Origin of the sequence: Citrobacter sp. CK199 (genome assembly GCF_030333285.1) — a bacterium.
In the GTDB taxonomy this organism is placed as follows: Bacteria; Pseudomonadota; Gammaproteobacteria; order Enterobacterales; family Enterobacteriaceae; genus Citrobacter_B; species Citrobacter_B koseri.
Map to the genome: position 1 here is coordinate 45,462 of NZ_JAOWGF010000008.1, position 24,901 is coordinate 70,362.

21 protein-coding genes are annotated in these 24,901 nt (G+C 56.9%); 18 read left to right on the forward strand and 3 right to left on the reverse strand.

Annotation, left to right across the window (positions count from 1 at the left end):
- Window positions 1-16: 16 nt before the first annotated feature.
- The 3 genes from OGX75_RS00240 (at window position 17) to OGX75_RS00250 (ending at window position 3,526) form a co-directional block, all read left to right on the forward strand.
- Window positions 17-1,456, forward strand: coding sequence for a sugar porter family MFS transporter (locus OGX75_RS00240; protein WP_110493944.1), 1,440 nt, complete (start codon window positions 17-19; stop codon window positions 1,454-1,456).
- The gene (locus tag OGX75_RS00245) at window positions 1,456-2,298 is read left to right on the forward strand and encodes an aldose 1-epimerase (RefSeq protein WP_286450854.1); all 843 of its coding nucleotides are present in this window, start codon (window positions 1,456-1,458) and stop codon (window positions 2,296-2,298) included. Before OGX75_RS00240 ends, OGX75_RS00245 begins: the two co-directional genes overlap by 1 nt.
- An 88-nt stretch (window positions 2,299-2,386) precedes the next feature.
- On the forward strand, window positions 2,387-3,526 hold the full coding sequence (locus OGX75_RS00250; protein WP_047461985.1) for a 3-phenylpropionate MFS transporter: 1,140 nt from the start codon (window positions 2,387-2,389) through the stop codon (window positions 3,524-3,526).
- Here OGX75_RS00250 and csiE read toward each other — a convergent pair.
- On the reverse strand, window positions 3,521-4,798 hold the full coding sequence (gene csiE / locus OGX75_RS00255) for a stationary phase inducible protein CsiE (RefSeq protein WP_286450855.1): 1,278 nt from the start codon (window positions 4,796-4,798) through the stop codon (window positions 3,521-3,523). The two genes, OGX75_RS00250 and csiE, sit on opposite strands and share 6 nt — an antisense overlap.
- A gap of 124 nt (window positions 4,799-4,922) precedes the next feature.
- On the opposite strand from csiE, the gene OGX75_RS00260 reads away from it, so the two are divergent.
- A complete protein-coding gene (locus OGX75_RS00260; RefSeq protein ID WP_286450856.1) occupies window positions 4,923-5,561 on the forward strand; it encodes a DUF1007 family protein in 639 nt (212 codons plus the stop codon).
- Window positions 5,552-6,532, forward strand: a complete 981-nt coding sequence (locus OGX75_RS00265) for a nickel/cobalt transporter (protein WP_110493948.1) — start codon at window positions 5,552-5,554, stop codon at window positions 6,530-6,532. Before OGX75_RS00260 ends, OGX75_RS00265 begins: the two co-directional genes overlap by 10 nt.
- 104 nt (window positions 6,533-6,636) lie before the next feature.
- Here OGX75_RS00265 and suhB read toward each other — a convergent pair whose 3' ends face one another.
- On the reverse strand, window positions 6,637-7,440 hold the full coding sequence (suhB, locus tag OGX75_RS00270; RefSeq protein ID WP_024130116.1) for an inositol-1-monophosphatase: 804 nt from the start codon (window positions 7,438-7,440) through the stop codon (window positions 6,637-6,639).
- A gap of 118 nt (window positions 7,441-7,558) precedes the next feature.
- Between suhB and trmJ the strand changes: the two genes are divergently transcribed.
- The 11 genes from trmJ (at window position 7,559) to sseB (ending at window position 16,467) form a co-directional block, all read left to right on the forward strand.
- Window positions 7,559-8,290: a tRNA (cytosine(32)/uridine(32)-2'-O)-methyltransferase TrmJ gene (trmJ, locus tag OGX75_RS00275; protein ID WP_071258072.1), complete on the forward strand. Its 732-nt coding sequence runs from the start codon at window positions 7,559-7,561 to the stop codon at window positions 8,288-8,290.
- Between the two features lie 231 nt (window positions 8,291-8,521).
- Window positions 8,522-9,013 carry a Fe-S cluster assembly transcriptional regulator IscR gene (iscR, locus tag OGX75_RS00280; RefSeq protein WP_012131246.1) on the forward strand — a complete coding sequence of 164 codons (492 nt, stop codon included), beginning with the start codon at window positions 8,522-8,524 and terminating at the stop codon, window positions 9,011-9,013.
- Between the two features lie 244 nt (window positions 9,014-9,257).
- A complete protein-coding gene (gene iscS, locus OGX75_RS00285) occupies window positions 9,258-10,472 on the forward strand; it encodes a cysteine desulfurase (RefSeq protein WP_115625810.1) in 1,215 nt (404 codons plus the stop codon).
- 27 nt (window positions 10,473-10,499) lie between these two features.
- Window positions 10,500-10,886: a Fe-S cluster assembly scaffold IscU gene (gene iscU, locus OGX75_RS00290; RefSeq protein WP_002913991.1), complete on the forward strand. Its 387-nt coding sequence runs from the start codon at window positions 10,500-10,502 to the stop codon at window positions 10,884-10,886.
- A gap of 17 nt (window positions 10,887-10,903) precedes the next feature.
- A complete protein-coding gene (gene iscA / locus OGX75_RS00295) occupies window positions 10,904-11,227 on the forward strand; it encodes an iron-sulfur cluster assembly protein IscA (RefSeq protein WP_004104506.1) in 324 nt (107 codons plus the stop codon).
- A gap of 95 nt (window positions 11,228-11,322) precedes the next feature.
- Entirely contained in the window at window positions 11,323-11,838 is a 516-nt protein-coding gene (gene hscB, locus OGX75_RS00300; RefSeq protein WP_114848602.1) for a co-chaperone HscB, read from the forward strand.
- Between the two features lie 15 nt (window positions 11,839-11,853).
- A complete protein-coding gene (gene hscA, locus OGX75_RS00305) occupies window positions 11,854-13,704 on the forward strand; it encodes a Fe-S protein assembly chaperone HscA (RefSeq protein ID WP_071258070.1) in 1,851 nt (616 codons plus the stop codon).
- Window position 13,705: 1 nt separating this feature from the next.
- Window positions 13,706-14,041, forward strand: a complete 336-nt coding sequence (fdx, locus tag OGX75_RS00310; protein ID WP_012131251.1) for an ISC system 2Fe-2S type ferredoxin — start codon at window positions 13,706-13,708, stop codon at window positions 14,039-14,041.
- 11 nt (window positions 14,042-14,052) lie between these two features.
- Window positions 14,053-14,253, forward strand: coding sequence for a Fe-S cluster assembly protein IscX (gene iscX / locus OGX75_RS00315; protein WP_012131252.1), 201 nt, complete (start codon window positions 14,053-14,055; stop codon window positions 14,251-14,253).
- A 59-nt stretch (window positions 14,254-14,312) separates the two neighbouring features.
- Complete coding sequence (gene pepB, locus OGX75_RS00320; RefSeq protein WP_286450857.1) at window positions 14,313-15,596, forward strand: aminopeptidase PepB; 1,284 nt, start codon at window positions 14,313-14,315, stop codon at window positions 15,594-15,596.
- Between the two features lie 94 nt (window positions 15,597-15,690).
- The gene (gene sseB, locus OGX75_RS00325) at window positions 15,691-16,467 is read left to right on the forward strand and encodes an enhanced serine sensitivity protein SseB (protein WP_012131255.1); all 777 of its coding nucleotides are present in this window, start codon (window positions 15,691-15,693) and stop codon (window positions 16,465-16,467) included.
- A 90-nt stretch (window positions 16,468-16,557) separates the two neighbouring features.
- Here the strand turns inward: sseB and sseA are convergent, their stop codons facing one another.
- Entirely contained in the window at window positions 16,558-17,400 is an 843-nt protein-coding gene (sseA, locus tag OGX75_RS00330) for a 3-mercaptopyruvate sulfurtransferase (RefSeq protein ID WP_024130118.1), read from the reverse strand.
- Window positions 17,401-17,610: 210 nt separating this feature from the next.
- Here sseA and OGX75_RS00335 point away from each other — a divergent pair, with 210 nt between their 5' ends.
- Window positions 17,611-22,545, forward strand: a complete 4,935-nt coding sequence (locus OGX75_RS00335; protein WP_286450858.1) for an alpha-2-macroglobulin family protein — start codon at window positions 17,611-17,613, stop codon at window positions 22,543-22,545.
- Window positions 22,546-24,858 carry a peptidoglycan glycosyltransferase PbpC gene (gene pbpC / locus OGX75_RS00340; protein ID WP_286450859.1) on the forward strand — a complete coding sequence of 771 codons (2,313 nt, stop codon included), beginning with the start codon at window positions 22,546-22,548 and terminating at the stop codon, window positions 24,856-24,858.
- Window positions 24,859-24,901 lie beyond the last annotated feature (43 nt).

Genomic DNA, 24,901 nt, shown 5'->3' on the forward strand with positions numbered 1-24,901 from the left:
TGAAAGAGGAATCATAATGAATAACACGCAGACACATTTAAGAATCGGTTATGTCTGGACTATCTGTCTGGTTGCCGCCTGCGGCGGCTTGCTGTTTGGCTATGACTGGGTGGTGATTGGCGGCGCCAAACCGTTCTACGAAGCCTATTTTTCAATTACCGATCCCGCGCAGTCCGGCTGGGCGATGAGTTCAGCGCTGGTCGGCTGTATCTTTGGTGCACTGATGTCCGGCTGGTGCGCTGATAAATTTGGGCGAAAAATGCCGCTGATTCTGGCCGCGATCCTGTTCAGCGCATCGTCCTGGGGAACCGCTGTCGCCAGCAATTTCGATATGTTTGTGATTTACCGTATCGTTGGCGGCGTAGGAATCGGCCTGGCGTCCGCCCTTAGCCCACTGTACATCGCGGAAGTCAGCCCAGCGGAAAAGCGTGGACGTTTTGTGGCGGTCAACCAACTCACGATCGTGATCGGCGTGCTGGCGGCTCAGCTCATTAACCTGATGATTGCTGAACCGGTGGCGACCGACGCGACCCGGCAGGCGATTGTTGAAAGCTGGAATGGGCAGATGGGCTGGCGCTGGATGTTTGGCGCGGAACTGGTGCCTGCGCTGGCGTTTCTGGTTCTGATGTTCTTTGTGCCGGAATCACCGCGCTGGCTGGTCAAAGCGGGCAAACCTGAACGCGCCCGCGCCATGCTGCAACGGATTGGCTCAGCGGAGTATGCCGGGCAGACGTTGCGGGAAATAGAACATACTCTGCTGAAAGACAACCACAAAGTGGCCTGGTCAACGCTATTGCAGCCGCAGATTAAACCGATTGTCATCATCGGTATGGTGCTGGCCGTCTTCCAGCAATGGTGCGGGATCAATGTGATCTTCAACTATGCGCAGGAGATCTTCGCTTCCGCAGGGTTTGATATCAACGGAACGTTAAAATCCATTGTCGCCACAGGGATCATTAACCTCGTCTTCACCCTCGCAGCGCTGCCGCTGGTCGATAAAATTGGTCGCCGAAAACTGATGCTGTTTGGCGCTTCAGGACTCACGGTGATTTATGTACTGATTGCCGCCGCTTACGGGATGGGGATTATGGGCTGGCCGGTTCTGGTGCTGGTGCTGGCGGCTATTGCGATTTACGCCCTGACGCTGGCGCCTGTCACCTGGGTTCTGTTGTCGGAAATCTTCCCGAATCGCGTCCGTGGTCTGGCGATGTCGCTGGGGACGCTGGCGCTCTGGATTGCCTGCTTCCTGCTGACCTACACGTTCCCGCTGCTTAATGCGGGGCTGGGAGCGGCGGGCAGTTTCCTGCTTTACGGCATTATCTGCGCGATGGGGTATTTCTACGTGCTGCGCAATGTGCCTGAAACGAAAGGCGTGACGCTGGAGGCGCTGGAAGAGCAACTGGCGGCGCGGCATGTGAAATCCAGCCCGTCAACTCAACAGCGAAGCGCACGGTAATGGACGATACGCTGATATTACAAAACACGCATCTGCGGATGCGTGTTGATCCGCAGGGCGGCAGATTGTTGAGTTTGTTTTCATTAGCGCATCAGCAGGCCGTTTTACGTGAAGGATGCGGCGTAAAACCCGGCGAATGCGGCCTGTTCCCCATGCTGCCGGTCGCCAATCGCGTTGCCGAAAACCGTTTTTTGTTCCGGGGAGAGGCGGTGAATCTTCCCCGGCATGAGGAGGATGCCGTTTTCTTTCTGCACGGTGACGGCTGGCTCAGGCGCTGGGATACGATTGCCGTTCATGAGGATGCCTGTCATCTGCGTTCAGGTCGTCAAATGGCGTGCGGTTATGATTATGTCGCGGATCTTCACTATCAGCTGAACGCTTCTGTGCTTCATGCCTCGCTGACGATAACGCACCGGGGGGAACGACCGATGCTTTATGGTTGCGGATTCCACCCGTACTTTGCTTTTGATCGTCACAGTACTGTGCAGTTTGCCGCCAGCGGTTACTGGCCGGAAGGTAAGCAGCATCTGCCGCAGGAATGGCAAAGCGATATTCCCCGGCAGGCGGATTTTTCCGGCGCGCAATATGGCGAGGATGCGTGGCTTAACGTAGGGTATTCCGGCTGGAGCGGGCGGGCGATTGTGCAGCGTGATGTGATGAAGGTCACGCTTTTATCGCAAACGCCCTGGCTTATGCTATTCAGAATGCAAGGGGAGTCATTCTTGTGTCTGGAACCGCAGTCGCACCCGGTAAATGCCCACAACATGCCGGGGCAACCGGGACTCCAGGCTTTAGCTCAGGGAGACCAGTGCCATTTCGCGATGCAAATCGCTGTTGTTTAGGCCAAAAAAGATGTTATTCGCCTGTTAATGCTCTCTTGCGCCAGCCTGCATTTATCGCCAGACTATCGCCTCCATACGGGAGGGAATCATGGTTTTGCACTCCACGCGCTGGCTGGCGCTCGGTTATTTTACCTACTTCTTTAGCTACGGTATTTTTCTGCCATTCTGGAGCGTCTGGCTTAAAGGCCTGGGACTGACGCCGGAAACCATCGGTCTCTTGCTAGGGGCGGGGCTGGTGGCGCGTTTCCTCGGTAGCCTGTTGATTGCGCCACGGGTGAGCGATCCTTCCCGCTTGATTTCTGCGTTACGCCTTCTGGCGTTGCTGACGCTGGTGTTTGCCCTTGCATTCTGGGCAGGGACGCACGTCGCGTGGCTGATGGTGGTGATGATCGGTTTTAACCTCTTCTTCTCGCCGCTGGTGCCGCTCACCGATGCGCTGGCCAATACCTGGCAAAAACAGTTAACGATGGACTATGGCCGGGTGCGTTTGTGGGGGTCCATTGCGTTTGTGATCGGCTCGGCGTTGACCGGGAAGCTGGTGAGCCTCTTTGATTATCAGGCGATTCTGGGGCTATTGACGCTTGGGGTGGCCTCGATGCTGCTAGGTATGCTGCTGCGACCGAGCGTATTACCGCAGGGGGAAAGCCGTCATCAGGAGAGCGCGGGCTGGCCTGCCTGGCGTACGCTCGTCGTTCAGAGCTGGCGCTTTCTCGCCTGCGTGTGCCTGCTGCAAGGCGCGCATGCCGCTTATTACGGCTTCAGCGCGATTTACTGGCAGGGGGCGGGCTATTCCGCCTCGGCAGTGGGGTATTTGTGGTCGCTGGGCGTGGTGGCGGAAGTGGTTATTTTTGCGCTGAGCAACAAACTGTTCCGCCGTTTTAGCGCTCGCGATCTGCTATTGCTCTCCGCCGTATGCGGCGTCATTCGCTGGGGATTAATGGGCTGGAGCACCGCGCTGCCGTGGTTGATAGCGATCCAGATTCTGCATTGCGGCACTTTTACCGTTTGCCATCTGGCCGCGATGCGTTATATCGCCGCTCGCCAGGGAAGCGAAGTGATTCGTCTACAGGCGGTCTATTCTGCCGTGGCGATGGGCGGCAGCATCGCCATCATGACCGTATTCGCCGGATTCCTGTATCAGCATTTAGGGAACGGCGTATTCTGGGTGATGGCATTGGTGGCGTTGCCTGCTATTTTCTTACGGCCTAACGTCGCCGCGTCATCATGATTCCAGTATTTTGCGGATCTGCTGCTGTTGGTGTGCGGTAAGCGACAGGTCCGCATGAATCAACGGCGGCGAAAAGAGCGGCAGCGGTGTGGCATACGGGGTGACAATCAGCGCCACGCCGCGCGGCGAACCGTCTTTCTGGAAGGTCTGCGTCGGCACATGCTTAATATTGAGCGGCAGGAGCGTCAGTTCTCGTAATTGCTGCTCAATATGTGCCTCCAGTTCGCCGTTATTGCCTGTCAGTAACACGATCTGCTTTTCGTGCAGGTCGTTCTCCTGCATCAGCCATGCGCCAAAAATTACCGCGACCAGCCCTGTCTCTTCATCAGAGAAACGCACACCGTATTCGCTTTCAAACCCGGCGAGGGCGTCACGCGTGGTGCGCACCAGCCGAGGGTAGAGGCGACTGAACTCTTCCGGCAGCGTGTTATCAATACCAATGGCGAATAAACTTCGGCTCAGCGCCTGGGCAAGGTGCACATAGAGTTGGTCGTTAAGTCCCTGTTCGTCGCTGAAGCGTACCTGCCCCATTTCCCGAAAGCGCAACACCAGCCGGGCGACAGCCAGGCGCAGGCGGTGATCCTGCTGATGGTTGTCGTGGATAGGGTCGGGGATGCGAATCATGGAAAACAGTAAAGCCATAAACAGCGTTTCGTCGAGCGGCGCGTTTTGCATGACGCGGCGCTGCCAGTGACGGCCAATCTCCAGCGCGAGCGGGTATTCGGCGCAGGACTGCGCCCACTGTTTCTGTAGCGGATTAAACGCCGGTGCGATGCCCGCATGATGCTGTAGCAGGCAATATTGTAAAAACAGCCGCAGAAACTGCACATCCCGGCATTCAAACGGTTTTTGCAGCCGCCGCGAGCAAAGGTTGATCAGCGCATGCAGATTGGTATCGTCATACAACGTACGCGCGATCCCTCTCCGTTTAAGCTCGGTTTTTAATGCCGGCGTAAACTGTTGCGTAATGAAGGTCGGGCATATGCGTAAGCCGCGTCTGAGCCAGTGTAAAAGGCACAAACGTTGGTTGAGCGCAGCCCCCTCGATTCGGTAGCGTCCGTTCTGACCCGTTGTGATGGCGAGTCGATGATAGCGCTGGATCTCCAGGCCTGTTTCGGTGATATCCTCACGGGCAATTTCATCATCGACGCCATTGAGCGCGCTGAATGTTTCCGTGGTGGCGATTTGCCCCGGCTGGAAAAGCGTCAGTAAAACCTGGCAGCGGCGCTGGGGAGCAGAAAGTACAGACGGCGAAGTAAGCGTTGGCATCATCTGTCTGGTCTCCCGTTAGTTTGTTTGATAAGGATAGCTAAAGTTTGTGCGTGGAAATGGTTATAAGAGGGCTTTACGCCAGGAATGCTGGCGAGCATCACAGAATTTTTAACGTGAGGAACAGATGCAATTAGTTAAACGCAGCGCTTTAACACTCTTTCTCGCTGTTTTATCTTTCACAGCGCAGGCGCACCCTCATAGCTTTATTCGATTGCAGACGCAGCTGGTGAGTGAAAACGATCGGTTTGTGGCGCTAAACATGCGCTGGACGATGGATGAAATCACCTCCGCCGACCTGCTTTACGACGCGGGAGACGCGAAGCCCGGTTCGGAGATATGGAAAAAGCTGGCGGCGGAAGTGATGGCGAACGTGCTCGGCCAGCACTACTTCACCGAAGTGTGGCACAACGGACAAAAGGTCAAGTTTAAAAATCGCCCGACGGAATACGGAATGGAACGGGAAGCGCACCAGGCGGTGTTGACGTTTGTCCTGCCGTTGGCTGAACCGCAGCCGCTGAGCGGCCAGACTTACACTTTTTCGACCTTCGATCCCACATACTATGTGGATATGAGCTATGCCAACGATCGGGACGCCTCGTTGCCGCAGGCGTTAAGCACACAATGCAGCATGAGCGTGCATACGCCGACGCCGAGTGAAGAGACGCTCAGTTTTGCGCAGTCGCTGGATAAAGAAGACGCGCCGCCGGAGGATATGGATTTGGGTAAACAGTTCGCGCAGAAGGTAACGGTGCAATGTCAGTAATCTCCCAACAACGCCCGCGCTCCCGACGCTGGCTGCCGCTGTGGCCGCTGGCGGTATTTCTGTTGCTGGCCATCGCGGGCGGGCTGTGGTTATGGCAGGCCTGGCCGCAGGTGATGGTGAAAAGCATTGTCTGGCAGCGGGAAGTGAATCAGCAGATGAGCGCCTTATTAAAAGCGGTGGCGGCGAATCCGGCGCAGGCGGGCGGTTCGCTGCTGTTGTTTAGCTTTCTGTATGGCGTACTCCATGCGCTGGGGCCGGGTCATGGAAAAGTGGTGATTACCACATGGCTGGCGACGCATCCATCAAAGCTGAAATCAAGCATCGGCCTGACGCTGGCCTCATCGTTGTTGCAGGGGCTGGTGGCCATTGCGCTGGTGGTTGTGGTGCTGACGGTATTGCAGCTTCCGGCGAGGCAGTTACATCTGAGCAGCTTCTGGCTGGAGAAGGGCAGTTATGCGTTAGTCGGCGTGCTGGGAATATTGCTTTGCTGGCGGGCGCTAAAGACGCTTCGCGCGCTGCTGCGCAAGCCGAAATTTATCTCATTTACGCCGCATCATGTTCACCACGAACATTGCGGCTGTGGGCATCAGCATCTGCCGAACCCAGAGCAACTCAGGAATGGCGATGACTGGCGCGCGCGGCTGATGATTATTCTGTCGATGGGGATGCGCCCCTGTTCCGGCGCGATTATGGTGCTGCTGTTCAGTAAAGTTATTGGCGTCTTTAGTTGGGGAATGGCGTCGGCGCTGGCGATGGCGGCGGGAACCTCGCTGACCATTACCTCTCTGGCGTTGCTGGTTCACAGTTTCCGCACGCTGGCGGTAAAATTAAGCGGCAATAAAACGCCGGTATTGTGGCGACAGATTGGCTGGACAACGCTGGCGTTAGCCGGTGGCGTGATTTTGGTTGTGGCGGCGGTGGTGATGTGGATGAGTGCGGTGCCGGTGGGCAGGGGATTAAGACCGTTTTAGCACAGTTGTAGGATGAATGCCTGATGGCGCTTCGCTTATCAGGCCTACGGGAAACTCCCCTGGTAGGCCGGATAAGGCGCTAGCCGTCATCCGGCATCAAACGATTAGCGCTTCAGCGCATCGCTCAATTCGTCGCGCATGCTTGCCAGCATCGCTTTAACCACGCGCGGGTTACCGGCCACGATGTTACCGGTCGTCATGTAGTTATGGCCGCCGGTAAAGTCGCTGACGATACCGCCCGCTTCACGTACCAGCAGTTCGCCGCCGGCGAAATCCCACGGACGCAGACCGATCTCAAAGAAACCGTCAACGCGACCCGCAGCCACATACGCCAGATCCAGCGCAGCAGAACCGGTGCGACGGAAGTCAGCGCATTCGGTGAACAGTTTGCTAACGATATTGATGTAGGTGGTCGCATACTGTTTGGCTTTGAACGGGAAACCGGTCGCCAGGATGGTGCCATCCAGGTCGCGCGCGGTGCTGCCGCGCAGACGGTAACCGTTCAGCTGTGCGCCCTGACCGCGAGTGGCGGTGAACAGTTCGTTACGCATAGGATCGTAAACTACCGCGACTTCAGTACGGCCTTTGATGCGTACGGCGATAGATACCGCGAAGTGCGGCAGACGTTTGATAAAGTTGGTGGTGCCATCCAGTGGATCGATAACCCATTGAACATCCTGATCGGTACCTTCATGTTCACCGCTTTCTTCGGTAATGATGGTGTGCTGTGGGTAAGATTTGCGGATCGTTTCGATAATAATCGCTTCGGCGGCTTTATCGACGTTGGTCACAAAATCATTGCTGCCTTTCTGGCTGGTTTCTACTGAGTCAGGCGTTTCGTAGTGTTTGGCAATTACATTACCCGCCTTGCGCGCTGCGCGCACGGCGATGGTCAGCATCGGATGCATCGGTCTCTCTCACTGGATGTTAAAGAACGGGAAAACGGCGCAGAGTATAGCAGCGAGTTCGGAATATGTCTCCGTTTTATGATAATATGCCCGAATAATCTTTAGCCGAAGAAAGACAATGCTGCAAAATATTCGAATTGTGCTGGTGGAAACCTCTCACACCGGCAATATGGGTTCTGTTGCCCGCGCCATGAAAACAATGGGTTTAACAAACCTGTGGCTGGTAAATCCGTTGGTCAAGCCGGATTCCCAGGCTATCGCGCTGGCGGCTGGCGCCAGCGATGTGATCGGCAATGCGCAGATCGTCGATACGCTCGATGACGCGCTGGCAGGGTGTAGCCTGGTGGTCGGCACCAGTGCGCGTTCCCGCACGCTGCCGTGGCCGATGCTGGACCCGCGCGAATGCGGTCTGAAAAGCGTGGCGGAAGCCGCGAATACGCCGGTTGCGCTGGTCTTTGGCCGCGAGCGCGTTGGTCTGACCAACGACGAACTGCAAAAATGCCATTACCATGTGGCGATTGCCGCAAACCCGGAATACAGCTCGCTCAACCTGGCGATGGCGGTACAGGTGATCGCCTACGAAGTTCGTATGGCCTGGCTGGCAACGCAGGAAAACGACGAGGCGGCGGAACATGAAGAGACGCCATATCCGCTGGTGGACGACCTGGAACGTTTTTACGGCCATCTGGAGCAGACGCTGCTTTCAACCGGCTTCATCCGTGAAGGCCATCCGGGGCAGGTCATGAACAAACTGCGTCGTCTGTTTACGCGTGCGCGCCCGGAAAGCCAGGAACTGAACATCCTGCGCGGCATTCTTGCTTCTATTGAGCAGCAGAATAAAGGCAAGTAAGCGTGTTGATGCCGGATGGCTGCACGATTTGCAGGCCGAATATTGTAGGCCGGATAAGCGAAGCGCCATCCGGCAAACAGAAACGGCACTGAAGGTTAAATACCTGACTAAATTAGTCAAGTAAATAGTTGACTGATTTAGTCGGGAATGTCAGACTTGACCCTGCTATGCAATACCCCCATTTTACAATAAAAAACCCCGGGCAGGGGCGAGTTTGAGGTTAAGTAAGACATGAGACTGACATCTAAAGGGCGTTATGCCGTGACCGCAATGTTGGACGTTGCGCTCAACTCCGAAGCGGGCCCGGTACCGTTGGCTGATATTTCTGAACGTCAGGGAATTTCCCTTTCTTATCTGGAACAGCTGTTTTCACGTTTGCGTAAAAATGGTCTGGTTTCCAGCGTACGTGGCCCAGGCGGTGGTTATCTGTTGGGTAAAGACGCAGGTAGCATCGCGGTTGGCGAAGTGATTAGCGCTGTTGACGAGTCGGTAGATGCGACCCGTTGTCAGGGCAAAGGCGGCTGTCAGGGCGGCGATAAATGCCTGACGCATGCGCTGTGGCGTGATTTGAGTGACCGTCTGACCGGTTTCCTCAACAACATTACCTTAGGCGAACTGGTGAATAACCAGGAAGTTCTGGATGTGTCTGATCGTCAGCACACCCATGACGCGCCACGTAGCACCCGCACGCAAGACGCAATCGACGTCAAACTGCGCGCGTAATTTACCCGCCCTGTTTCGGGGCGCTGCTGCGTTGGCCGCGCTTGTTCACCTCAGTCACTTACTTATGTAAGCGCCTGGGTTTCACAAGCTTGTCGCCTTGCTGCACCGCAAAACAGTTAGGGTAAAAAATTATAATAGATTTCAGAATCAGGCCGGGGCGTTTACTCGCCCCGTGTACTCGGTCGTACATCCAGCCGGTTGCCTGATTCCTTGCATTGAAGCGATGTACGGAGTTTATAGAGCAATGAAATTACCGATCTATCTCGATTACTCCGCAACCACGCCGGTGGACCCGCGTGTTGCCGAGAAAATGATGCAGTTTTTGACCCTGGACGGAACCTTTGGTAACCCGGCCTCTCGTTCACACCGTTTCGGCTGGCAAGCTGAAGAAGCGGTAGATATCGCCCGCAACCAGATCGCAGAACTGGTTGGCGCCGATCCGCGTGAAATCGTCTTTACCTCCGGTGCGACTGAATCCGACAACCTGGCGATTAAAGGTGCGGCCAACTTTTATCAGAAAAAAGGCAAGCACATCATCACCAGCAAAACCGAGCATAAAGCCGTGCTGGATACCTGCCGTCAGCTTGAGCGCGAAGGGTTTGAGGTTACTTACCTGGCGCCGCAGAGCAACGGCATTATCGATCTGAAAGAACTCGAAGCGGTGATGCGCGATGACACCATTCTTGTGTCCATCATGCACGTTAACAACGAAATCGGCGTGGTGCAGGATATCGCGACCATCGGCGAAATGTGCCGTGCGCGTGGTATTATCTACCACGTTGACGCCACCCAGAGCGTGGGCAAACTGCCTATCGACCTGAGCCAGCTGAAAGTGGACCTGATGTCCTTCTCCGGCCACAAAATCTATGGCCCGAAAGGGATTGGCGCGCTGTATGTGCGTCGTAAACCGCGTATTCGTATCGAAGCGCAGATGCACGGCGGCGGTCACGAGCGCGGTATGCGTTCCGGTACGCTGCCTGTACACCAGATCGTCGGTATGGGCGAAGCTTACCGTATCGCGAAAGAAGAGATGGAAACCGAGATGGCGCGTCTGCGCACGCTGCGTAACCGTCTGTGGAACGGCATCAACGATATCGAAGAAGTTTACCTGAACGGTGACCTGGAACAGGGCGCGCCGAACATTCTCAACGTCAGCTTTAACTACGTTGAAGGCGAATCCCTGATTATGGCGCTGAAAGATCTGGCGGTGTCTTCAGGTTCCGCCTGTACGTCCGCAAGTCTGGAACCGTCCTATGTGCTGCGCGCACTGGGCATGAATGACGAGCTGGCGCATAGCTCTATCCGTTTCTCTTTAGGTCGTTTCACTACTGAAGAAGAGATCGACTACACCATTGAGCTGGTGCGCAAATCCATCGGTCGTCTGCGTGACCTTTCCCCGCTGTGGGAAATGTTCAAACAGGGCGTGGATTTGAACAGCATCGAATGGGCTCATCATTAATCGGTATCGGAATCAGGAGAATTTATAATGGCTTACAGCGAAAAAGTAATCGATCATTACGAGAATCCACGCAACGTGGGTTCCTTTGACAACAGCGACGAAAACGTAGGCAGCGGCATGGTGGGTGCACCGGCTTGCGGCGACGTGATGAAGTTGCAGATTAAAGTCAACAATGAAGGTATCATTGAAGACGCGCGTTTCAAGACTTACGGCTGCGGTTCCGCTATCGCGTCCAGCTCCCTGGTCACCGAATGGGTGAAAGGGAAGTCTCTGGACGAAGCGCAGGCGATTAAAAATACCGATATCGCAGACGAGCTTGAACTGCCTCCGGTGAAAATTCACTGCTCCATTCTGGCAGAAGACGCAATTAAAGCCGCTATTGCGGATTACAAAAGCAAACGTGAAGCAAAATAAGAAGAGTTGAGGTTGTTATGTCGATTACACTTAGCGACAGTGCTGCAGCGCGAGTAAATACCTTTCTGGCAAACCGTGGTAAAGGGTTTGGCCTGCGCCTGGGGGTGAGAACTTCCGGCTGTTCAGGTATGGCTTATGTACTGGAATTTGTTGATGAACCGGCGGCAGAAGACACCGTGTTTGAAGACAAAGGCGTAAAAGTCGTGATCGACGGTAAGAGCCTGCAATTTCTGGACGGTACGCAGTTAGACTTCGTAAAAGAAGGTCTGAACGAAGGGTTTAAATTCACCAACCCGAACGTAAAAGACGAGTGTGGTTGCGGCGAAAGCTTCAACGTGTAACGTGCTTACCGATAACCCCACCGTGGTCACCTGCGCGTGGGGTTTGTTTTACCTGACTCCCTGAAACATCAGAGAGCCGATGCCCTGAGAATGTTATGGACTACTTCACCCTCTTTGGCTTGCCAGCCCACTATCAACTCGATATCCAGGCGCTGAGCCTCCGTTTTCAGGATCTTCAACGTCAGTATCATCCTGATAAATTCGCCAGCGGTACGCAGGCTGAGCAACTCGCCGCCGTACAACACTCCGCGACCATTAATCAGGCCTGGCAAACGCTGCGTCACCCTTTGACGCGCGCCGAATATTTACTGTCACTACACGGCTTTGATCTGGCCAGCGAGCAGCATACGGTGCGCGATACTGCGTTTTTGATGGAACAGCTGGAACTGCGTGAAGAGCTTGATGAAATAGAACAGGCAAAGGACGAAGCGCGACTGGAAAGTTTCATCAAGCGCGTGAAAACAATGTTTGATGCCCGCCATCAGCTGATGGTGGAACAGTTGGACAACGAGACGTGGGACGTGGCGGCGGACACCGTGCGTAAACTGCGTTTTCTCGATAAACTGCGAAGCAGCGCCGAACAACTCGAAGAAAAGCTGCTCGATTTTTAATTCCCGGAAGCGAATATGGCCTTATTACAAATTAGTGAGCCTGGTCTGAGCGCTGCGCCGCACCAGCGTCGTCTGGCGGCAGGCATCGATTTAGGTACTACCAACTCATTGGTTGCGACCGTTCGCAGCGGCCAGGCAGAAACGCTGGCCGATCACGACGGTCGCCATCTGTTGCCGTCAGTCGTTCACTATCAGCAGCAGGGCCACACGGTCGGTTACGCGGCGCGCGCGAACGCGGCGCAGGACACGGCTAACACCATCAGCTCGGTAAAACGCATGATGGGCCGCTCGCTGGCGGATATTCAGACGCGCTATCCCCATCTGCCGTATCAGTTCCAGGCCAGTGAAAATGGTCTGCCGATGATTGAAACGGCGGCAGGTCTGCTCAACCCGGTACGTATTTCTGCCGATATCCTGAAAGCGCTGGCGGCGCGGGCGACGGAAGCGTTGTCGGGCGAGCTGGATGGTGTGGTCATTACCGTGCCCGCTTACTTTGACGATGCACAGCGTCAGGGAACGAAAGACGCGGCGCGTCTGGCGGGGCTGCACGTCTTGCGTCTGCTCAATGAACCTACGGCGGCGGCGATCGCCTACGGTCTGGACTCCGGCAAAGAAGGTGTTATCGCGGTTTACGACCTCGGCGGCGGCACCTTCGATATCTCTATTTTGCGCCTGAGTCGCGGCGTGTTTGAAGTGCTGGCGACCGGCGGTGATTCCGCGCTCGGCGGCGACGACTTCGACCATCTGCTGGCCGATTACATCCGTGAGCAGGCGGGCATAGCCGATCGCAGCGATAACCGCGTTCAGCGTGAACTGCTGGATGCCGCCATCGCGGCAAAAATCGCGCTGAGTGATGCCGATTCCGTTAGCGTCAATGTGGCGGGCTGGCAGGGTGACATCACCCGTGAACAGTTTAATGACCTTATCGCCGCTTTAGTTAAACGTACTCTGATGGCCTGTCGCCGCGCATTGAAAGATGCGGGCGTTGAGGCGCAGGAGGTGCTGGAAGTGGTGATGGTCGGCGGCTCCACCCGTGTGCCGCTGGTGCGCGAACGCGTGGGCGAATTTTTTGGTCGTCCGCCGCTGACGGCAATCGACCCGGATAAGGTCGTCGCCATTGGCGCGGCGATTCAGGCGGATATCCTCGTCGGCAACAAGCCGGACAGCGAAATGCTGCTGCTGGACGTGATTCCGCTGTCGCTGGGGCTGGAAACCATGGGTGGCCTGGTGGAGAAAGTGATCCCGCGTAACACCACCATTCCGGTGGCGCGCGCGCAGGACTTCACCACTTTTAAAGATGGTCAGACCGCGATGTCGATCCATGTCATGCAGGGCGAGCGCGAGCTGGTGCAGGATTGCCGTTCGCTGGCGCGCTTCGCGCTGCGCGGGCTCCCGGCGATGCCAGCGGGCGGGGCGCATATCCGCGTCACCTTCCAGGTGGATGCCGATGGCCTGCTGAGCGTCACCGCGATGGAGAAATCCACCGGCGTTGAGGCGTCTATCCAGGTCAAACCGTCTTACGGTCTGACGGACAGCGAAATCGCCACCATGATTCAGGATTCAATGAGCTTTGCCGAGCAGGATGTAAAAGCCCGTATGCTGGCAGAGCAAAAAGTGGAAGCGGCGCGCGTGCTGGAAAGCCTGACCGGCGCGCTCGCTGCTGATGCCGCGCTGCTAAGCGCCGCAGAACGTCAGGTCATTGATGATGCCGCCGCGCACTTGAGCGAGGTTGCGCAGAGCGATGATGTTGACGCGATAGAACAAGCCATTAAAAACGTAGACAAACAAACCCAGGAATTCGCCGCTCGTCGCATGGACAAATCTGTTCGTCGCGCGCTGCAAGGCCATTCCGTGGACGAGGTTTAATATGCCAAAGATTGTTATTCTGCCTCATCAGGATCTCTGTCCCGATGGCGCAGTTCTGGAAGCTGAGACCGGCGAAACCATTCTTGACGTTGCCCTGCGTAACGGTATCGAGATTGAACACGCCTGTGAAAAATCCTGTGCCTGCACGACCTGCCACTGCATCGTGCGTGAAGGTTTCGATTCCCTGCCGGAAAGCACGGAAGACGAAGACGATATGCTGGATAAAGCCTGGGGTCTGGAGCCGGAGAGCCGTTTAGGCTGTCAGGCGCGCGTCACCGATGAAGATTTGGTGGTCGAAATCCCACGTTACACAATCAACCATGCACGCGAGCATTAACAGAGGGTAGTATGGGACTGAAGTGGACTGATAGCCGCGAAATCGGCGAGGCGCTGTACGACGCGTTCCCCGATCTCGATCCTAAGACCGTTCGTTTCACCGACCTGCATCAATGGATTTGCGATCTTGAGGATTTTGATGATGACCCGCAGGCATCAAATGAAAAGATCCTTGAGGCTATCCTGCTGGTCTGGCTGGACGAAGCTGAATAAATAAACGGGCTGCCCACGGGTGGCCCGTTTTCCTGTATGCGCGAAGAAGGAAAAGAACAATGACTGAAGCGATGAAAATTACGCTCTCCACCCAACCGGCTGACGCTCGCTGGGGAGACAAAGCCACATACAGCATCAATAACGACGGCATTACCCTGCACCTGAACGGTAAAGATGATTCCGGTTTAATCCAGCGCGCGGCGCGTAAAATCGACGGCCTGGGCATTAAACACGTACAACTGACCGGCGCTGGCTGGGATGTGGAGCGTAGCTGGGCATTCTGGCAGGGTTACAAAGGGCCGAAAGGCAGCCGCAAGGTCGAGTGGCCAGATCTTGACGATGAGAAGCAGAAAGAACTGGACAACCGTCTGACGATCATTGACTGGGTACGCGACATCATTAACGCGCCGGCGGAAGAGCTGGGGCCGGAACAGCTGGCGCAGCGTGCCGTTGATCTGCTGTGCAGCGTCGCGTGCGATCATGTCTCTTACCGCATTACCAAAGGCGAAGATCTGCGCGAGCAAAACTACATGGGGCTGCATACCGTTGGCCGGGGTTCCGATCGCGCGCCGGTGCTGCTGGCGCTGGATTACAACCCAACCGGCGATAAAGACGCGCCGGTTTACGCCTGTCTGGTGGGCAAAGGCATTACCTTTGACTCCGGCGGTTACAGCATCAAGCAAAGCGCATTTATGGACTCGATGAAGTCCGATATGGGCGGTGCGGCAACGGTAACGGGCGCGCTGGCATTTGCGATTACCCGTGGTCTGAACAAACGCGTGAAGCTGTACCTGTGCTGCGCGGATAACCTGATCAGCGGCAACGCGTTTAAACTGGGCGATATTATTCATTATCGCAACGGTAAGAACGTGGAAGTGATGAACACGGATGCGGAAGGGCGCCTGGTGCTGGCGGATGGCCTGATCGACGCCAGTGCGCAAAAACCAGAGCTGATCATCGATGCGGCGACGCTGACCGGCGCCGCGAAAACCGCGCTGGGTAACGACTACCACGCGTTGTTCAGTTTTGATGACGCGCTGGCGGGGCGTCTGCTGGCGAGTGCGGCAGAAGAAAATGAACCGTTCTGGCGTCTGCCGCTGGCGGAGTTCCACCGCAATCAGTTGCCTTCTAACTTTGCGGAACTGAACAATACCGGTAGCGCGGCGTATCCTGCCGGGGCGAGCACCGCTGCGGGCTTCCTGTCGCACTTTGTCGAAAACTACCAGCAGGGCTGGCTGCACATTGACTGCTCTGCAACCTACCGTAAAGCGCCGGTTGAGCAGTGGTCGGCAGGGGCGACCGGTTTGGGTGTGCGCACCATCGCTAACCTGTTAACAGCATAATTATGTAGGCCGGATAAGCGTTAGCGCTATCCGGCAAGATAACGGCGGGGGCGCTTCGCTTGCCCGCCCTACACGCATCTCTATTGTGATCCTTATGTCCGAAACAAAAAACGAATTAGAAACCCTGCTGGAGAAGGCGGCGACTGAACCCGCGCATCGTCCGGCATTTTTCCGTACCTTACTGGAGTCCACCGTCTGGGTGCCAGGCACAGCGGCTGAAGGCGAAGCGATTGTTGACGATAGCGCGCTGGATTTGCAGCACTGGGAAAAAGAAGACGGCACGACGGTCATCCCGTTTTTTACCTCTCTGGAAGCCTTGCAGCAGGCGGTAGAAGACGAGCAGGCATTCGTGGTGATGCCGGTGCGCACGTTATTTGAAATGACGCTCGGCGAAACGCTCTTCCTGAACGCAAAACTGCCTACCGGCAAAGAGTTTATGCCGCGTGAGATCAGCCATCTGATCGGTGAAGAGGGCAATCCGCTGAGTACACAGGAAGTGCTGGAAGGCGGTGAATCGCTGATTCTGTCTGAGGTGGCAGAACCACCTGCGCAGATGATCGACTCCCTGACCACGCTGTTTAAAACCATCAAACTGGTTAAGCGCGCCTTTCTTTGCACCATTAAAGAGAGCAATGACGCCCAGCCGAATCTGTTGATTGGCATCGAAGCGGATGGCGACATCGAAGAGATCATTCATGCGGCGGGCAGCGTGGCGACTGATACCTTGCCCGGCGATGAACCGATTGATATCTGTCAGGTGAAAAAAGGTGAGCAGGGCATCAGCCACTTTATTACCGAGCACATCGCGCCGTTCTACGAGCGCCGCTGGGGCGGGTTCCTGCGCGATTTCAAACAGAATCGGATTATCTGATCCCGGTAGCCGGATGGCGTTCACGTCATCCGGGACAACCCGCACTGTAGGCCGGATAAGCGCAAGCGCCATCCGGCACATTACAAAACGTCAGGCCGGCTCTACCGGTAAATCATTACGCGCGCCCCATTCGCTCCATGCGCCGTCATACAACGCGACATTGGGCACATCCAGCGTGGCGAGCGCCAGCACCACGACCGCCGCAGTGACACCTGAACCGCAGCTGGCGATAATCGGTCTGTCAAAACTGACGCCGTGACTGAAGAAAATGACGTCCAGTTCATCGGTCGTTTTTAATTCCCCTTCACGCACCAGCTCTGTCCAGGGAACGTTCAACGCGCCGGGAATATGGCCACGCTTCAGACCCGGACGCGGTTCATCGGCTTCGGCATTAAACCGTGGCGCCGGGCGGGCATCAACGATTTGCGCGGTTCTTTCATGGCTCGCCAGAAGTACATCGGTCAGACGCACAACCTTCTCCGCCGTGAATTTAACGTCAAATTCCCCTTCCGGGAGTTCCACTTCGCCTTCCTGAAGCGGCAGCTCATCGCGCTGCCAGCCCGCCAGACCACCGGCAAGAATTGAGACGTTTTCTACGCCAAACGTTCGCAGCATCCACCACGCGCGCGGGGCGGAAAACAGGTTGCCTTCATCGTAGACCACCAGATGTCTGTCCTGGTGTACGCCCAGTTCACGCATCGCCACGGCGAAGGCTTCCGGGCGCGGCATCATGTGCGGCAGCGGCGAGGTGTGATCGGAGAGCGCTTCAATATCGAAAAAGAGTGCTCCGGGGATGTGGCCTGAACGATATTCACCCGCAACATCCCTGTCTTCCTGTCCGGGAGGCGCCATGCGGGCGTCGATAATTTGAATTTGCGGATCGTCGATATGCTCTGCCAGCCAGTCGGCGGCGACAAACCAGGAGGTGGACATAGGCGTCTCCATCTTTTGCCATAATAATGCCAAATTGTCGGACGTTTACCGCAAAGGGACAAGTAAAAGAGGCTGATTTGGCTGGTGAAACCACATTTCTGATGAAAAAATCAGAACTTATATAACGAATACTGGCTTTCACAACGGGAAATCTCACGCATAATAGTTACTCTACGTTGCTAACGGGCCACTGTGGCCAGGGATGAAAGAATGAAACACATACGCGTAGCCGCTTGCATGCTCATGCTGGCGTTGGCGGGGTGCGATAACAACGATAACGCGCCAACGGCGGTGAAAAACGATGAGACGCCCGCCGCGCAATCCGCTCCGACGAAAGATCCGGCACAACTGCAAAAGCTGGCGCAACAGAGCGAAGGTAAAGAACTGACGCTGCTGGACGCCTCCGAAGTCCAGTTGGACGGCGCGGCGACGCTGGTGCTGACGTTCTCCATTCCGTTAGATCCTGAACAAGATTTTGCCCGCACCGTACATGTGGTCGATAAAAAAAGCGGCAAGGTTGATGGCGCCTGGGAGCTGTCGCCGAATCTGAAAGAGCTGCGCTTGCGCCACCTGGAACCCAACCGCGATCTGGTGGTGTCCGTTGAACGTGATTTAACGGCGCTGAATAAAGCCGCTTTTGGCCGCGCGTATGAAAAAACCATTACCACGCGAGACGTTCAGCCGAGCGTCGGCTTTGCCAGCCGTGGCTCGCTGCTGCCGGGAAAAGTGGTGGAAGGCTTGCCGGTCATGGCGCTGAACGTGAACGAGGTGGATGTAAACTTCTTTCGCGTGAAGCCTGAGTCGCTGGCGGCATTCGTCAGCCAGTGGGAATACCGCAATGCTCTTTCGAACTGGGAATCTGACAACCTGCTCAAAATGGCGGATCTGGTCTATACCGGGCGTTTTGATCTCAATCCTGCGCGTAATACGCGTGAAAAACGCCTGCTGCCGCTGAGTGACATTAAGCCCCTGCAACAGGCGGGCGTGTACATTGCGGTAATGAATCAGGCCGGACATTACAACTACAGTAATCCTGCCACGCTCTTTACCCTCAGCGACATTGGCGTTTCCGCCCACCGTTATCACAATCGCCTTGATATCTTTACGCAGAGTCTGGAAAACGGCGCGGCGCAGCAGGGGGTTGAGGTTGCTCTGCTTGATGAGAAAGGTCAGACGCTGGCGCAAGCCGCCAGCGATGCGCAGGGGCATGTACAGCTGGAAAATAGTCAGCAGGCGGCGCTGTTGCTGGCGCGAAAAGACGGGCAAACCACGCTGTTGGATCTGAAACTGCCCGCGCTGGATCTGGCGGAGTTCGCGATTGCGGGCGCGCCGGGCTACAGCAAGCAGTTCTTTATGTTCGGCCCGCGTGATCTGTATCGTCCTGGGGAAACGGTGATCCTCAACGGACTGCTGCGCGACAGCGACGGTAAAACCTTGCCCGATCAGCCCGTCAAACTGGAAGTGGTAAAGCCGGACGGTCAGGTACTGCGCACCGTTGTCAGCCAGCCTGAAAACGGGTTATACCGCTTTACGTATCCGCTGGATAGCGGTGCGCCAACCGGCATGTGGCACATCCGCGCGAACACGGGTGATAACCAGCCCCGGATGTGGGATTTCCATGTCGAAGATTTTATGCCGGAGCGAATGGCGCTTAATCTCAGCGCGCAGAAAACGCCGTTAGCCCCGTCGGAAGAGGTGACGTTCTCCGTTGTTGGTTACTACCTGTACGGAGCGCCTGCCAATGGCAACACGTTACAGGGGCAACTCTTCCTGCGCCCGCAGCGTGAAGCGGTACAGGCGCTGCCGGGCTTCCAGTTTGGCGATATTGCGGAAGAAAACCTTTCCCGCAGTCTGGACGAAGTCCAGCTTACGCTGGATGAAAATGGCCGTGGCGACGTCTCCGCCAACAGCCAGTGGCAGGAAGCGCATTCGCCGTTACAGGTGATCCTGCAAGCAAGCCTGCTGGAATCAGGTGGTCGCCCGGTCACTCGCCGTGCGGAACAGGCTATCTGGCCTGCCGATACCTTGCCGGGTATTCGTCCGCAATTCGCCTCTAAAGCGGTGTATGACTATCGTACTGACGCCACGGTTAACCAACCCATCGTGGATGAGGGCGGTAACGCCGCCTTTGATATTGTCTACGCCGATGCGCAAGGCAATAAAAAAGCCGCTTCGGGTTTGCAGGTTCGTTTGATCCGTGAACGGCGCGATTACTACTGGAACTGGTCGGAAAGCGAAGGCTGGCAGTCGCAGTTTGATCAAAAAGATCTGGTTGAAGGGGAGCAGACGCTGGATCTCAGCGCCGATGAAACGGGCAAGGTGAGCTTCCCGGTTGACTGGGGATCGTATCGTCTCGAAGTGAAAGCCCCGAACGATGCGATCAGCAGCGTGCGCTTCTGGGCAGGTTACAGCTGGCAGGATAACAGCGACGGCAGCGGAGCGGCGCGCCCGGATCGCGTCACCCTGAAGCTGGATAAACCCACCTATCGTCCTGGGGACACCATCAAACTGCATGTCGCCGCGCCGGTGGCGGGTAAAGGCTACGCGATGGTGGAATCAAGCGACGGCCCGCTCTGGTGGCAGGAAATAGATGTACCTGCCGAGGGCCTCGACCTGTCGATTCCCGTCGATAAAGCCTGGAATCGACACGATCTCTACCTGAGCGCGCTGGTTGTGCGTCCGGGCGATAAGTCGCGTTCAGCGACGCCGAAACGCGCGGTTGGGCTGCTGCACCTGCCGTTGGGGGATGAAAATCGTCGTCTGGATCTGACGCTGGAAAGCCCGGCTAAAATACGTCCAAACCAGCCGCTGACGGTGAACGTCAAAGCCAGCGCTAAACATGGCGAAACGCCAAAACAGATCAACGTACTGCTCTCTGCGGTGGACAGCGGAGTGTTGAATATCACCGATTACGTTACGCCAGATCCGTGGCAGGCATTCTTCGGGCAAAAACGCTATGGCGCGGATATTTATGATATCTACGGTCAGGTGATTGAAGGGCAGGGACGTCTGGCGACGCTGCGTTTTGGCGGCGATGGCGATGAACTTAAACGCGGCGGCAAACCGCCGGTCAACCATGTCAACATCGTGGCGCAGCAGGCGCTGCCGGTTACGCTCAATGAGCAGGGCGAAGGTTCCGTTACGTTGCCGATTGGTGATTTTAACGGTGAGTTACGCGTTATGGCCCAGGCGTGGACGGCAGAGGACTTCGGCAGCAGTGAAAACAAGGTGATTGTTGCCGCTCCGGTGATTGCGGAGCTGAATCAGCCGCGCTTTATGGCGGGCGGCGATACTTCGCGCCTGACGCTGGATGTCACTAACCTGACAGACAAACCGCAGATGTTGACGATTGAACTCGCCGCCAGTGGGTTACTGGAACTGGTGAGTCAGCAACCTGCTCCGGTAAACCTGGCGCCGGGCGTGCGTACGACCTTGTTTATCCCGGTACGCGCAAAAGAAGGGTTTGGCGAGGGAGAATTGCAGGCCACGCTGACCGGCCTGAACCTGCCTGGCGAGACGCTTCCCGCTCAGCATAAGCAGTGGAAAATTGGCGTCCGTCCGGCCTGGCCTGCGCAGACGGTAAATAGCGGAACGGTGCTTCAGGCGGGGGAAACCTGGCATGCGCCCGCCCAAAATCTGGAGAACTTCTCACCGGTAACGTTGCAGGGGCAGCTGTTGCTTAGCGGCAAACCGCCGCTGAACCTGGCGCGCTATATTCGGGAGCTGAAGGCTTATCCGTATGGTTGTCTGGAACAAACCGCCAGCGGCCTGTTCCCGTCGCTCTATACCAACGCGGCGCAACTGAAGGCGTTGGGGATCGCGGGTGATACCGATGAAAAACGCCGTGCGGCAGTCGACACGGGGATCTCCCGGATGCTGCAAATGCAGCGTGATAACGGCGGTTTTGCCCTGTGGGATAACAACGGGCCGGAAGAATACTGGCTTACCGCATACGCGATGGATTTCCTCGTGCGCGCTGGCGAGCAAGGATACAGCGTTCCGGCCGATGCGATTAACCGGGGAAATGAACGCCTGCTGCGCTATTTGCAGGACCCGGGCATGATGTCGGTTCGCTATAGCGACGATATCCAGGCCAGCAAATTTGCCGTTCAGGCGTATGCGGGACTGGTGCTGGCGCGTCAGCAAAAAGCGCCGCTTGGCGCGCTGCGTGAAATCTGGGAACGCCGGGGTCAGGCCGCGTCGGGCTTGCCGCTTCTGCAACTGGGCATTGCGCTGAAAAATATGGGCGATGCCAGCCGCAGTGAACAGGCGCTGACGCTGGCGCTGAACACGCCGCGCCGTGACGCGCAGCAATGGATGGCGGATTACGGTAGCCCGTTGCGTGATAACGCGCTCATGCTGTCGCTGCTGGAGGAAAATAAACTGCAACCCGAGGCGCAAAATACGCTGCTGACGACGCTTTCTGAACAGGCATTTGGTCAGCGCTGGCTTTCGACGCAGGAGAGTAATGCGCTGTTCCTTGCTGCGCGCACGCTACAGGATCTGCCGGGGACATGGCAGGCGCAGACTTCGCTCGCTGATCAGCCGTTGACGGGCGATAAAGCGCAAACGCGTAATCTGGATGCCGATCGGCTTTCCGCGTTGCAGGTGACCAACAGCGGCGACCAACCGCTGTGGCTGCGTCTGGACAGCAGCGGATACCCGCAAACGGCGCCCGTACCTGCCAGCAATGTGTTGCACATCGAGCGCCAGATTCTGGGAACCGATGGTCAGAGTAAATCGCTCAGTTCCCTGCGCAGCGGTGAACTGGTGCTGGTCTGGCTCGAAGTGAAAGCGAGTCAAAACGTGCCAGACGCGCTGGTGGTCGACCTGCTGCCTGCCGGTCTGGAGCTGGAAAACCAGAACCTGGCAAACAGCAGCGCCAGCCTGCAAGACAGCGGCAGTGAAGTGCAAAACCTGTTAAATCAGATGCAGCAGGCGGATATTCAGCATATGGAATTCCGTGACGATCGCTTTGTCGCGGCGGTGGCGGTTAACCAGGGGCAGCCGGTGACGCTGGTGTATCTGGCGCGCGCGGTGACGCCGGGAACCTATCAGGTTCCTATCCCGCAGGTGGAGTCAATGTATGTTCCACAGTGGCGGGCGACGGGATCAACCGAGGGGCTTTTGATTGTCACGCCATAAATGATCGTCCTGCGCAGTCTACGCGGTGGCTGGCGCTGGCTGGCCATCGCTCCATTTCTGATGATTCTGACAGTCTGGGCGGCGGACAAAATCTGGCCGCTGCCGCTGCACGAGGTCAATCCGGCACGGGTGGTAGTGGCGCATGACGGCACACCGCTGTGGCGCTTTGCCGATGCGGAGGGGATCTGGCGCTATCCCGTGACGATTGAAGACGTTTCTCCCCGCTATCTTGACGCGTTAATCAATTACGAGGACCGCTGGTTCTGGCAGCATCCGGGCGTGAATCCGTTTTCGGTACTGCGTGCCGCCTGGCAGGATCTGTCGTCAGGACGCGTGATTTCCGGCGGCAGTACGTTGACCATGCAGGTGGCGCGACTGCTGGATCCGCATCCGCGAACCTTTGGTGGTAAATTTCGCCAGCTCTGGCGCGCGCTCCAGCTGGAGTGGCACCTGTCCAAGCGCGATATTCTGACGCTGTATCTGAACCGTGCGCCGTTTGGCGGAACGTTGCAGGGCATCGGCGCCGCCAGTTGGGCTTATCTGGGTAAACCACCGACGCAACTGAGCTATTCGGAAGCGGCGTTGCTGGCGGTTTTACCGCAGGCGCCGAGCCGCTTGCGTCCCGATCGCTGGCCGGATCGCGCGCAAGCGGCGCGCAATAAAGTGCTGGAGCGGATGGCGGCGCAGGGCGTATGGTCGGCCCGGAATGTTCAGGAGGCCCGCGAAGAACCCGTCTGGCTGGCGCCCCGACAAATGCCGCAACTGGCGCCGCTGTTCTCACGCATGATGCTGGGCAAAAGCAACAGTGACAAAATCGTCACCACGCTGGATGCCGGGTTGCAGCGTCAGCTTGAAGAGCTGGCGCAAAACTGGAAGGGGCGGCTTCCTGCGCGCAGTTCGCTGGCGATGATCGTTGTCGATCATACCGATATGAGCGTGCGTGGTTGGGTTGGATCGGTGGATATGAATGATGACAGTCGTTTTGGTCATGTGGATATGGTCACTGCGATCCGATCGCCGGGATCGGTGCTTAAACCCTTTGTCTATGGGCTGGCGCTGGATGACGGGTTGATCCATCCCGCCTCGCTGTTACAGGATGTGCCGCGCCGTACCGGCGATTATCGCCCGGGAAACTTTGACAGCGGGTTTCATGGCCCCGTCAGCATGAGCGAAGCTCTGGTGCGTTCGTTAAATTTGCCTGCGGTACAGGTGCTGGAAGCATATGGCCCAAAACGTTTTGCGGCAAAACTGCGTAACGTTGGCCTGCCGCTGTATCTGCCTGCGGGCGCGGCCCCTAATCTTTCCCTGATTCTGGGCGGCGCGGGCGCAAGGCTGGACGAGATGGTGGCGGCATACAGTGCGTTCGCCCGTCATGGCAAGGCGGCAACATTGCGCTTGCAGCCAGGGGATTCGTTGCAGGAGCGTCCGCTGATGTCGCCGGGTGCGGCGTGGATCATCCGGCGGGTGATGGCCGATGAAGCGCAGCCGTTACCGGATAGCGCCCTGCCGCGCGTAGTGCCGCTCGCCTGGAAAACCGGCACCAGCTATGGCTATCGCGACGCGTGGGCGATAGGTGTTAGCTCCCGCTACGTGACTGGCATCTGGACGGGCAGGCCCGACGGCACACCCGTTGCCGGACAGTTTGGTTTTGCCAGCGCGGTGCCGCTGCTTAATCAGGTGAATAATATGCTGATGGCGCGCGCCGCGACGCAGCCTGAAGATCCGCGTCCGGCGTCGGTGAGCCGGGGCGTTATCTGCTGGCCGGGCGGACAGGCGCTTTCGGCGGGAGACAATAACTGCCGCCGTCGACTGGCGACCTGGCTGCTGGAAAACAGCCAACCGCCGACGCTGCTGTTACCTGAACAGGAAGGGATTAGCGGCATTCGTTTTCCTGTCTGGCTGGATAATGACGGAAAACGCGTCGCCGCCGATTGTGCTCAGGCGCGGGAGCAGACGTTGATTGTCTGGCCGTTGCCGCTGGAGCCCTGGTTGCCCGCTGCTGAACGCCGCGCTGCGCGACTGCCGACGGCTTCGACGACCTGCCCGCCGCTGGGGCAGGATGCGCCTTTACCTCTACAGTTAACGGGCGTGCGTGATGGCGCGATAGTGAAACGGTTACCCGGCGCTTCCGGGGTGGATTTATCGATTCAGAGCAGTGGTGGCGCGGGGGCGCGCTGGTGGTTCCTCAATGGTGAGCCGTTGGGAGAACGCGAGCGGAATATTACGTTACATCTTGCCGAAAAAGGCGAGTATCAATTACTGGTTATGGATGCTGCTGGACAGATTTCTGCGCTGCGATTTACTCTGCAATAGACCTGATAGCAATAGTTTGTTGCTAATACTCATCTTATTTTAA